Here is a 12,419-nt window from a genome sequence, read left to right on the forward strand (position 1 = left end):
GAAATGGCTGCGGAGTATAACACAAGCAACTATCGCTATAGAAACACAAAACGGACTATTGAAACACAAAAATCCAGCTGAACAACAAGTAAACCAAATAAGCTGCAAACCCGCCGAAAAATAAATAAAAAATGTGAACCGACTAGCCGTTATTCTCCAAGCATAAACCGCTAACTACAGTATTATTATAATACTATACTCAAACAACTTGGCGTTGCAGATAAGCGGCAAGTGAGAGCCCCCCATGAGCATAGACAGGCTATGTGATTGGGGTGAACGAACGTAGCCAACACCCCTGCAGCTTCAAGTAGGAAGGGGATAAACAAGTAATTTGGCCCAGCAAGGACGTGGCAACCGAGTGTCTCATGATGCGGTTATTGCGCTAGGCAAAAATGGCTGACGCCACAACAGCTTCAAGTAAAAGCACATAATAAAAAACAACTATCAGTTGATTATTTTCGGCATACCTAGGATGGAAGACTTATGAATCTCACTATACGCCACAGACTCTATATTTTATCGATCATACCTTTACTACTCATCACATTGAGTATGATTTATTCTACTTTTTCAGAAACTCAAAGTTTAAGCCACGAACAAATGACCGCCACTCGCTCAGCGATGATGGAGATGAAAAAGGCCGAACTAAAATCCTATTTAGAGATTGCCGAATCAGCAATTGAGCCATTACGAAAGCAACAAGCATCTTTAGACCAAGTACTGGCCATTCTACGTGAAATCCGATTTGGTGCTGATGGCTATATTTTCGGTTATGACAGCAAAGGAACCCGTGTATTGCTAGGACAAAGCAATGCTGGCATTGGCGATAACTTGATCAACATGACCGATAGTCGAGGTAACTACCTTATCCAAGATTTGATAACGAATGCGAAGAAAAAGGCGTTCTCTGTTTATTATTTCCCTAAGCCAGGAGAATCACAACCCTTACCTAAATTGAGTTATTCGGTTTACCTCCCTCAATGGGATCTAACTATTGGTACCGGCTTTTATACCGACGATGTCGATGCTGAAATTGCCGCCATGGAAAAAAGAGCAGACGAGCAATTAACCGGTAGCTTATGGAAATTAGCTTCTATTGCTGGGGTGATTGTGATTGTGGTCGGCATCATGGTCATCGTTCTTAACCGGAGCATTATGCGTCCTCTGGATATTTTGGATAATTCGATACGTTCGTTTGCCAATGGTGATGCAGACCTTACCGCTCGAATGGAAAGCTTTAGTATTCCTGAATTTGCACGCTTAAGCCGTAACTTTAATACTTTTGTTGCCAGCTTGCAGGAGATCATTCAGCGTGTTAATCAGGTGGGCTTGCAAGTCGTAGATGAAACCGATGCCATGACGCAACGCGCCGCACAAGTGGATGACTTAGCATCAAATCAACGGGAAGAAACAGAACAGGTTGCCACGGCAATGACAGAAATGACCACAACAGCGCACGAAATATCGAACAACGCCAGTCAAGCCGCTCAATCCGCTAAAGATGCTGAAGACAACGCATTAGACGCACATAACATTGTCGAATCAGCGGCACAGTCAGTACAAGCGTTAGCGATAGAAGTCGCTGATGCTAGTAGTGTGATTTCTAAACTGGAAGGGGATGTACAAAATATTTCTCGCTCACTTGAAGTCATCCAAGACATTGCTGAACAGACCAACTTATTAGCACTCAACGCCGCTATTGAGGCCGCTCGAGCAGGAGACCAAGGTAGAGGCTTTGCTGTGGTGGCAGATGAAGTGCGTAAACTTGCCAGCCGAACACAAGACAGTACTGAAGAAATTCATACTATGATTCAACAACTCAAATCTGCATCAGATAACGCAGTGAAGGCGATGGATTCAAGTCAAAACCGTAGTGCATCTACCGTACAAGAAGCCAGCGACGCAGCCAAGGCACTAGAAAAAATTCAACAGTCGATTGGTACCATCATGGATATGAACTCGCTGATTGCAACAGCAACAGAACAACAGAGTTTAGTTGGGCAAGAGATTTCACAACGAATTGTGGTGATTTCAGATCAAAGTCGTCAATCAGCCGAGCTGGCTAATGAAAACCGGACAAGCAGCAAAAACTTAAATGGACGTGCAAATGAGCTTTATCAGTTAGTGGGTCGCTTTCAAGTTTAACGAGTTTACAGTGTAAATACGTTGCTTTTTATTATACAGAAGCGTCGAGAATAGCAAGCCTTTGAGCGCTGAAACACATAGCTCAAAGGCTTGGTTAAATTATCATCAAGTCAGTGACAAATTGATCAAAAATAAATTTGCAAAGCAACAGGCTGACCTGTAGTGAGCAAGGAAAGCTAGCATCACACTCCATCATCATGACATTGCAAGAAACCAACAGCATCAACAACGCAGCCACGCCACTTCCAGTAGAAAACATGACATTATTTTGTCGAAAGATCGGCTAATTCTTGCTGCAACCGCTCTAGCTCTGCTTGCTGGCGTTCTATTTTCTGCTGATATTTTTCAACTTTTTGTAGTTTGCCTTCACGCTCAGCGTCCTGCTTATCATTTTGATAATCGATAATATCTTGTTTTTTCTCTTTGATATCATCCAATAATGCTTCCATTAAGTACTCAGAAGTACAATGTTGCTGTACAGCCAATAAGGCTTTTGCTAAGCCTTGCTCCTGTTTCTTATTACCATGTAACTTGGCATCGTCGAGCTGCCGTTCTATTTCACAAATTTTCCTCTCACAACCGATCAGATCGACACAAGCAGAGGAGGCAAAAACAGCAGTGGAACCACACACGAACAAAGTAACAAGGCTTAACCGTAACGAGCATGGGCGGCTTAAAATAGAGACTTTGATCATTTTTCTCCTACCATAGACTTAAGGATTAAACAACTCACGTTCTTGTAAACATTCATGCGCCCCCATTTCAAAGGCACGACAAACCCAAGGTCGCAATTCATAAATACTACACATAAAGGTTTCACGATCAAGCGCCGAGCACCACCCGTCATCCAAACGACGCATGGTTTCTCCGCCCCATTGATCAATCGCAATATATTGCTCAGGAACCCCGGTATCACTAATAATCATCACTTCTAATCGACAGCAACAAGCCTGACAGGTTGCACAGGTAATTGGCGAAGATGGATCAGGATTGAATTGGGTATGGACAGGAATTGATTTCGGCATAAAGGTCAATCATAAAGGCGATAAGCGCATGATACGCCAACTCTGCTAAGATAGCGAAATTCCTATTTTTGAATGGTCGATAATGATTAGCATGAATATTTGCTTCAGGTAAGGCCGTTAATAACTCTTTTACGATGGCTATCCCCTTCCTACTTGAATCTGTAGGGGGTTGACGACGTTCGTTCACCCCAATCACATGGCCTGTTCTATGCTCATGGGGATGATGAGAGCCATCCGAGGCTAGCCTACGGCTGTTCAAATTTATCACTCACTTACCGCCTATCTGCAACGCCAAGTGGTTTGGCGTATAAACCAATTCCACCAGTTGCGGCAACCAGCAAAATATCCATTATAACGCCTCCAGGTCACTCAAATAATATTCTGCAGTCTGCAAAATATCAGCGCGTTGCTGATCGGCCATCTTATCCCATGAGCGATACAGCATTCCGATACGGGGATTCACCGCTAAGCGATCACGTTGCCGGTGCATAAATCGCCAATAAAGGCTATTAAATGGGCACGACCCCTTACCGCTGCGCGCCTTATTATCGTAGAAACAGCTCTTACAATAATCGCTCATTTTATTAATGTAGGAGCCGCTAGCCGCATACGGTTTAGTTCCGACGATCCCACCATCGGCAAATAAAGCCATTCCCCGAGTATTGGGCATTTCTACCCACTCAATGGCATCGACATACACACCTAAATACCACGCGTCAACTTCATCGGGATTAATTCCTGTTAATAAACAGAAGTTTCCCGTCACCATTAAGCGCTGAATATGGTGCGCATAAGCAAAATCGAGTGATTGACCAATCGCTCGCTGCATACAATGCATTTTAGTTTTTGCTGTCCAAAAATATTCAGGTAAGCGACGCGTAGCCTGTAATGCATTGAGCTGCGCATAATGCGGCATGTTGGCCCAATAGATGCCACGTATATATTCACGCCAACCTAGAATTTGGCGAACAAAGCCTTCAACTTGAGCAAGATCTATTTGGCTATCACGCTGAAACGCTGCAACTGCGGCATCAATCACTTCTTTGGGGTGTAAAAGCTTACTGTTAAGAGCAAAGGACAAGCGACTATGATAGAGACTCCATTGCGCAGGATGCAGGTGGGTCATTGCATCTTGAAATAGGCCAAAGCGGGGTAAACACACTTGGCAGAAGTGAGCAAGCAGTGTCAAACTCTGGGCGCGATTGATTGGCCACAGTAAATCCCCCTTTAGGTGCCCTATCGTTTGTATTCCATGTCGATTTAGCCGTTCAATAACGTCAGATGGGTTATTTTTGAACAGCAAAGGGGCGGGTAACTGGGCGATATCTTGTGCTTTTAATTTATTACGATTATTGGCATCAAAATTCCATTGACCTGCAAGCGGTTTACCGCCTTCGACTAAAACCGAAAAACGTTGCCGCATCCGCCGATAAAAGTGTTCCATCGTTTTATGCTTCCCTTTGGGGAAATATTGCTCGATCTCGTCAAACGGCAGCAAAAAGTGCTCGCTATCGACACAATCAATGGCCGTATTAGCAAGACGTAGATTTGCCAATTGAGCGAGTAAACGATACTCATCCGGACGCTGATATTGAAAAGAGGTGGCCCCCGTTAGTTGTACGTAGTGGGCAATCAATTGCGGTAGATCAGCAAAAGCCTGCGTTTCATCAAGGGTCAGATAAAGGACTTGATGACCTTCTTCCTGCCTTGCTTGAGCAAATTCTTGCATCGCTAAAAAAAACGCCACCGTCTTTTGAATGTGATGAGCCACATAGCCCGTTTCCTGATGAAGTTCAGCAATAATGTACAACACATGATCATCCACTTTCTTAAACCAAGCGTGTTGAGCATTGAGCTGATCGCCTAATAGTAATCGAGCCGTTTTGAAATTCATGCGGTAAAAAGATCCTTACTTTAAACATAGAGCGACTCTGTTCAAGCTGCTCGTGAATCAGTTATTGATTCTCATTCATTCCCACCACCAAGAACCCTCATAACAAAACAATTAAAATCAATAAGTTAATGAATTGGTTATTTTTATTTTCGCTCATTTATTGTTCATTTTTGCAAATAAACACTATTCTCTATTAGTTGGCTAATAATAATAAATGAGGCTTATGCTATGTATTGGAAAACGCTATCAATTCGTCGCAGAATTAACTGGGTTCTCTCTATCATCTTGGTCACATGTACGCTGATTGCGATGGGGCAACAGGCAATTCGTACATCAAATGATCAATTGAGTGAGCTTAAGTCGCATACTCTGCCAAGTCAATTACGCGGACTCGCTTTTGAAATCAGTAATCAGTTACAGCCCGCGATCACAGGATCAAATTTTCTTGCTCACCATTCTGGCCTATTAGATTGGAGCGCCCAGCAACAATCTATCTATCGCCCGGCTGTTGCTCACCAGGCTTTAGAAAATGCAATGGCTCGACTCGGCGCAGACAATGCATTTGCCGTATTAGATAGTGAGGAAGGTAAATATATTTTTACTTATGATGGTCAACATCGAGCCACTCGTCTTAACGATTATCCCTTTAAAGATTTCTATCCCAACTTTCTCGGTAAAAACAAGCCCGTTGAATTAAACATGAACCAAGATCAAGTAGGTGGCCAATACGTTATTTTTATTAATTACCGTAGTACACAAATCAATCCTCTAACCAATCAACCTTATGTGGTCGCGGGATTAGGTTTCAATGTCAGTAGTCTAGTCAATATGATCGAAGGTTTTAGGATTGGCTCTAATGGCCGCGCCATGCTGGCATCTAGTGATGGAAAAATTCAAGTTGCTCCTGATGACTCTGTGTTAGCAAACCACGCAACGAGTCAAGTGCAGCAAGCCATCATCGCAGGGAAAACCACACCGGTTATAACAGAAACCATCGTTAATCAACAAACTTATCTGATTGGTTCTTACTGGTTAGCCGATTTGGATCGCTTTGTGGTGGTTGAAATTCCTGAATCTCAAATCACCTCACCGATCGTCGATCAATTTATTCAATCGCTGCTATTTACGTTGATCTTTATCGCTGTCGCCTTAGTGATTATGCATGTTGTGGTTACAACGTTAACTCAACCGATTCAACAACTAAGTAATGAGATAGATCATATCGCTCATCATCTCGATTTGAGTCACAAAGTGAATATTTTTGATGGCGCAGAAGTAGCGAATTTATCACAGAAAATTAATCTCTTTATTGAGCGATTCCGAGATTCATTAAGTTCAGTCAACCAGACTGTCGCTGAATCGCAAGTGGCGTTTTTACAATTAAAGCATAACGCCAAAGAGACCAATCAAGCAACTGAACAACAACGCAGCGCTTTAGAGATAATTTCTCAAGCCAGTCAACATATTACAGAACGGACCGAAGAAGCAACACGGCTTGCTAACCATGCTGGAGAGCTTTCAACACAAGGCAATAGCTCATTACAAAATGCCCTCTCTGCGATGCAGAGTAGCCTCAACCACATTGAACAACTGGGTTCCAATATGGCAACCAGTCAGCAAAGCCTGCAACAACTTAATAGCCATATTGAAAATATTCTCCGCGTACTAGAAGTGATTAGTTCTATCTCCGAACAAACGAATTTATTAGCATTAAATGCGGCCATTGAAGCCGCAAGAGCCGGAGAGCATGGTCGAGGATTTGCCGTCGTTGCCGATGAAGTACGTTCACTTTCTCAGCGCACCAGTGAGTCAACCACGGAAATTCAAGACATCATCAATAAGCTGCGATCAGCGTCGAATTCAGTGACGACACAAATTGAAGTTGTGCATGAAAATAGCCAACACAGTTTGACCACTCATCACCAAGCCGTCAATGATGTTCAGTCCCTCAATACCACACTACAAGCACTCTTTTCGATGAATCAACACATCGTTCAAGGTGCAGAAGAGCAAAGTGCAGCGGTACTGGAAATTAATCAAAGCATCGAGAATTTAAATGAACAAAGTAGCCGCACGGAACAACTCACCCAACAAGGTGAGCATTCGGTGAACGGGGTAGCAAAACAGATGACTCATTTAGCGACAAAGATCAGTCAGTTTAAGGGGATATAACGGGTTTAGTGTTATCCCCAAACCACTTGGCGCTGCAGATAGGCGGCAAGTGAGTGACAAATTTGTCTGGAACAAATTTGAATAGCGGTAGGCTGGCCTTTGGTGAAAGCCACGGATGGCTTTCATCATCCCCATGAGCATAGGCAGGCTATGTGATTGGGGTGAAAGAACGTCCCCAACACCCCTGCAGCTTCAAGTAGGAAGGGGATAAAAAGACGCTACATTGGTGTATAACCATGGAGCATCATGTCATAAATCGGTCTAATCACCGATTCTTTAACCTTCCAAGCAAAACGACTACTTTTTAAAGGATCAACCACTTCAAACGGTAGCGCTGTCATCGGCTGAAGAGTAAAGTCAAACTCCCATAACATCGCATGTCCCACATCTAGGATCATTGGACAAGAAGTATACCCATCCCATTTCGCAACTAAGGGCTTATCTGTTATCAGCGCCGTTAAATTTTGCGTCACCACCGGAATTTGTGTTTTAACCGACGCCGCTGTCTTACCTATTGGCGTACCTACATTATCGCCCAAACCAAAAACATTATGGTAACGCTTATGCTGCATCGTATATTGATCGACCTCTAGATACCCCTTAAATTGCTCGTTATCTGCCAATGGCGATTCTCTGATGCTTTTAATGGCCGTCATAGGGGGAGCAACATGTATAAAGTCCCAATCAACAGTGTGTGTCGATTGGTCTGCTAGTTGAAATGTGGCTCGTTTTTTACTGGTATCAATCGACGTTAAAGTATGCTGAAAATGTGGCTCAATACTGCGCTGCTGCCAAATCTCTCGTATTCGCTGGTCAAACACTTTAACCGAGAAAAGGAAGTTTTCTGACGTAAAATAATCAAAAACGAAATCGTCCCGATGACCGGCGTTAGCAACAAAAGACTCCACCAAATTAGTGGCTTTCATTGGTGCACCCGCACACTTCATCGCTCCTTGGGGACGAGTAAACACCGCTTTCCCTCCTTGACTATGAGCAAAGGTTTGAGCTTGTTGATGACTAGCGATTCCTGCTTGTGGGCTGTAATAGATGCTGGTTATCCCATTTTGGCCGATTTCTTGCGGATCAAACCCTTCGATTAAGTCATAACGAAGTTCAACCCCCGTCGCGACAATCAAGTAATCATAGCTGATCACTCGGCCATTTTCTGTTACCACTTGATTCTGCTCAGGTTGATACTCAACAACTGAATCTTCAACCCATCGCACACTCGTATCAATAAAACGTTCATTCGCACTGATCACATCACTGGCTTGTGTATAAACTCCTGCAAGTAACAAAGTTTGGCCCGGTTGATACCAATGAAAACCACGCGGCTCTATCACGGTTATCGTTGCACCGTCCAAATGATGCTCCAATTGGTTAGCAATACCAATTCCAGCGGCCCCTCCTCCCACAATTAAGATTTTGGCATTTGTTGTTACTTTAGATAATTCTCGATACCCAACACCGGCGGCACTCACAACTCCAACGCCGATGCCAGCCTTTAAAAAAGTTCTACGCGAAATCGACATGTGCTCTCCTGCATCAAAAGATATATTACCAGCGAAGAGTTGGCATCGCTGATAATATTCCCCCTTCTAAACCTCTTGATTTGCCATTCACTTCCTTTGTTTTCGCAACTTTAATAAAGAAAGAACAGCTCCCTAGCCATTTCTATTCGTAATTCGTAACGTCAGATTATGAACATAAGCTTTCTCTTATAAAATAGGCATAATTAACAATAAGTGCTAACTGTAAAATAATAACCTGTCGACTTGATCAAACTTTATGCCTTTACAACATCATTATGACTATCAGTTAAATAAAACAATGCCAATTTACACTGTAAATAGCGCTATGGTTGATCATTTGAGTTTACAGTGTAAATCAGCGATTAAATCATTCAGTTGTTGACGTAGTACATACTCTATTTGCTTTCGGCCAGTATAACCATAGCGAAGCGCACAAGACTGCCATGAATGCTGCTGTAATACTTTAACGATCAATAAATCAGAAACCTGAACAAGATGAAAAATATCCAACAGCCATTGTTCTATCCAAACCGCCACACTCTCATAATTAGCTCCCCCTAGAGAATAACGATGAATAAGAGCCTGCAGCGAAGTATTAGCGATCTTTTCATGGTTAGATAACACAACGGTGTTCAGTAACGCACGAACCAATTCTGGCTCTAATGCGTGCAACGTATCTTTAAGCGCATACTGAAGGTATGGAATAAATTGTTTTCTTGCCTCATCGAGCCAATCAACCTGTTGACTATAAACCATCAACAATGAATAGCAGCCACTGGCTTGATCACGATGAGAACCTATTTTAATCGGATAAAATTGATTCTGTTGCCAAAAATAAATCAATTCAGCAGTAGCTCCAAAACTCGTCGCAATATAGTCACAAGGATTAACCTCGATAAAATGACGTAATAAAGCACTGCCTAAGCCTTGCTTTTGCCTCGCTGGATGTACAGCGATACGCATCACTCGCCAACATGACTGATGAGCCGCCTGAGAAATACCTAACTGATTTGCGATCGTTATCGCCGCTAAATGTCCTTTAGGACGACGCTTTCCTAGTTGAATCTGTTCAATCAATTTATGATCAAGTTGTCCTTCCCGTATAGCTAAAAGACAACCTAAGTAATGACGTTGATTACGGGCAATGAAAAGCTGAATATGGTCATCCGCTAAAAGGTGAAATAAATCATTAGGGGAGGTTTGATAATGTGCATTCACCAATAAAGAAAATACCGCATTTAATACATCAGGTTGATCCAACAACTCTTGTTTTGTCACGGCATGATAAAACACTGGCTCAGAATCATCATGCGTTAGTTCAAATTCGAACTCATTATCAAGCAGAAAGGTTTTCCGATGCCAAGCTTCTAAAGGATCGTCCGCTGCCCAGCGAATAGGTTGCTCTAAATGAACATGACGCATCTGCGGACGAACTTGTTTTAACCAATGTTGAAATTTAAGTGTGAAACCACGCCCACATCCTTCATAACCATGAATGGTGGTCGAGAAAACAGCTCGAGGATACTGTTCAACAAATAATTGAAGAAAAGAAAGAGGTAACGCTGCGGCCTCATCGACCAATAATAGATCACATGAAGGTCGATGACGCTGTATCTCATCGGGTGGCAAATAGCGAAGCACCGATGTTTTATAATGCAGGACACCTTTTGAATGTTGTCCTGATGGTAATAAACGCTGCGCAAAATCAAATACCGGAGCAATAGCCGCAAGGGTAGGTGCAGTGACAATAATAGAAAGAGAGCGAGATAACATTAAGCGAGCAACAGCAATACCTAAAGCACTGCTTTTTCCCCGACCGCGATCCGCAGTTAAGACTAAGGGACGTTTTCGATGCCCTTCTACGACTCGAATAATCTGCTCAACTGCCATATTTTGCTGAGTAAAATCATGTCGCTGATCGACCAAATCCCTGGTGGGAATAGCTGGCCAATTTTGTTTATTGATGACCAAAAGTTGCTGTAACGCACGAGTTAACCAACGTTTATCAGCACGAAAGACTGATTCATCATGGCCAAAAATAAATAGTAAGCCCCCGCCAATCAAAGTACCCAATGCGGCGCTAAAACTATTGGCATCCCATCCACTAGAACAGTCACAAACAAGCACATCACATTCTTGCCCAAGCAAGCGTTGCCCTTGATTATAAGCAACGCTTTGGCCTAAATCGGGAAAAAGAGCTGGCCCGCCCAGTTGGAAAATCATTGGATTCTCAAGCTGGCTGACTCCTTGTTTGAGCATTGTGCGACTCCATTCCGCTTCCGCTTGAAAATATAAGCCGAGGCGACAGTAGCTCGAACATGCAGAGGATTTCAGTTGTTTGATGTATTCACCAAACTGTATCGTTAAATCAACCATAAAAAATCAGATCATAGAACAGAAGCCATAATGGTAGCACAAGCATCATTCACCACCCACATTCCCTCGTCTGCTAGTGAAAAAATGGAGGGGCAGTAAAAATAAAGCCTTAGCGAATAAATTGATCAATTTTATGTTTGAAGCTAAAAACCACAAGCGGAGGTCGTTAATAGCTTAGGTTATGCTTCAGCAACGCAATCAAGAAGGGGATATTTATCCAACAGAGGAAGTGATAAAAAAGGGAGTTTATTAACGATGTCGGGCCAACAGCTTTAGCTCTCTACGACAAATATTGGCAACGCTTGCATAATCAGTAATACGCAAGGGGCTGTATCAAACTAAAGTAGCCCGCTTTGGCGGGCTACTTTAAGCAAACTAACTTAGTTTTTGTTGTATAAAATCAAGAATTTCTTGCATCGAACGATCATCGACTTTCTGCAAATTCATCGTTAATTGATTTCCTTTCCGCGTATAATGAACTCGACCTTTGACCAATTCGACCTTATTACTGACTGCTTTTTTAGGTGGAATTAAAGATTGAATCCATTCTTCTATCGTCTCCGTGACCTCTTTAGTTATACGAGCGACACCTTGAGACTGGCAATGCTGCCAAACAAACCCATCATGTTGCTGGCATTTAGCCAAAAGCTCCGCTTGTTGTGCTTCAGTTAACTCATTAAACTGTTTGTGTAATTTCACAATAGTTGGTCGCCCAAGCTCAACGACATTGGGATAAGCCTGTAACAGAGCAAGCGGTAATGAAGCGGCTTTTAAAGCACCACTCACCAAAGCTTCACTACATTGAAACATTTTTGCTAATGCTTTTTGATCTTCCGCAGCACCGCTATCAAGCTGTGCCTGCATCTCTTTTCCTTTCTCATATAATGAAAGTGGTTTATGCGCATTGGCCACATCCGAAAGAAATTTTGCATGCTCCGTATTAATATTATCAGCAACATAGACTAAAAAATCTTGTTGAGCGAGAATACATGACTTGCGACGGCGACTACCATCTAAAATTTCAATTTTGCCATCATCTTTACGACGGCCCACCGCTGGAAACTGTTGACCACGCTCTCGTAGCGAATTGAGAATATCAGCTAATGCATGCTCATTAAGAAACGACTGTTCACGAGCATTTTGAGCAAAAACGACCGTGCTTTGTTCTATTTTATTGGCCGGAATTCGAATCAATTCAAAAGTGACTAGATCTTCACCAGCAACAGCCAACTCTATCACTTGTGCTTGAGCTTTCGCAGCAGCCTGTGCTTCTTG

At 42.7% G+C, this 12,419-nt stretch carries 8 protein-coding genes and 1 pseudogene; 3 read left to right on the plus strand and 6 right to left on the minus strand.

What is annotated here, in order from left to right; genetic code table 11:
- The first annotated feature begins 483 nt into the window (after positions 1–483).
- Positions 484–2,145 (plus strand): methyl-accepting chemotaxis protein, encoded by a 1,662-nt coding sequence (locus tag B7C60_RS06515; RefSeq protein ID WP_099610957.1) that lies wholly within the window; start codon positions 484–486, stop codon positions 2,143–2,145.
- Between the two features lie 263 nt (positions 2,146–2,408).
- On the opposite strand, the gene B7C60_RS06520 is transcribed toward B7C60_RS06515, so the two are convergent.
- From B7C60_RS06520 to B7C60_RS06530, 3 genes are all read right to left on the minus strand, one after another.
- Complete coding sequence (locus B7C60_RS06520; RefSeq protein WP_099610958.1) at positions 2,409–2,840, minus strand: DUF1090 domain-containing protein; 432 nt, start codon at positions 2,838–2,840, stop codon at positions 2,409–2,411.
- A gap of 18 nt (positions 2,841–2,858) precedes the next feature.
- Positions 2,859–3,170, minus strand: coding sequence for a YkgJ family cysteine cluster protein (locus tag B7C60_RS06525; protein WP_099610959.1), 312 nt, complete (start codon positions 3,168–3,170; stop codon positions 2,859–2,861).
- A 349-nt stretch (positions 3,171–3,519) separates the two neighbouring features.
- A complete protein-coding gene (locus tag B7C60_RS06530) occupies positions 3,520–5,064 on the minus strand; it encodes a cryptochrome/photolyase family protein (RefSeq protein WP_099610960.1) in 1,545 nt (514 codons plus the stop codon).
- A gap of 228 nt (positions 5,065–5,292) precedes the next feature.
- Between B7C60_RS06530 and B7C60_RS06535 the strand changes: the two genes are divergently transcribed.
- The gene (locus B7C60_RS06535) at positions 5,293–7,236 is read left to right on the plus strand and encodes a methyl-accepting chemotaxis protein (RefSeq protein WP_099610961.1); all 1,944 of its coding nucleotides are present in this window, start codon (positions 5,293–5,295) and stop codon (positions 7,234–7,236) included.
- Between the two features lie 218 nt (positions 7,237–7,454).
- Here the strand turns inward: B7C60_RS06535 and B7C60_RS06540 are convergent, their stop codons facing one another.
- Positions 7,455–8,768, minus strand: coding sequence for an FAD-dependent oxidoreductase (locus B7C60_RS06540; protein WP_099610962.1), 1,314 nt, complete (start codon positions 8,766–8,768; stop codon positions 7,455–7,457).
- A gap of 333 nt (positions 8,769–9,101) precedes the next feature.
- A complete protein-coding gene (locus B7C60_RS06545; protein ID WP_099610963.1) occupies positions 9,102–11,144 on the minus strand; it encodes a GNAT family N-acetyltransferase in 2,043 nt (680 codons plus the stop codon).
- Positions 11,145–11,235: 91 nt separating this feature from the next.
- Between B7C60_RS06545 and potD the strand changes: the two are divergent.
- A pseudogene (potD, locus tag B7C60_RS20025) lies at positions 11,236–11,461 on the plus strand (spermidine/putrescine ABC transporter substrate-binding protein PotD); the annotation flags it as partial.
- Positions 11,462–11,519: 58 nt separating this feature from the next.
- Here potD and B7C60_RS06550 read toward each other — a convergent pair.
- A partial coding sequence (locus B7C60_RS06550; RefSeq protein ID WP_245868724.1) for a ParB/RepB/Spo0J family partition protein occupies positions 11,520–12,419 on the minus strand: 900 nt, incomplete at its 5' end.

The organism is Vibrio fujianensis, assembly GCF_002749895.1.
GTDB lineage: Bacteria > Pseudomonadota > Gammaproteobacteria > Enterobacterales > Vibrionaceae > Vibrio > Vibrio fujianensis.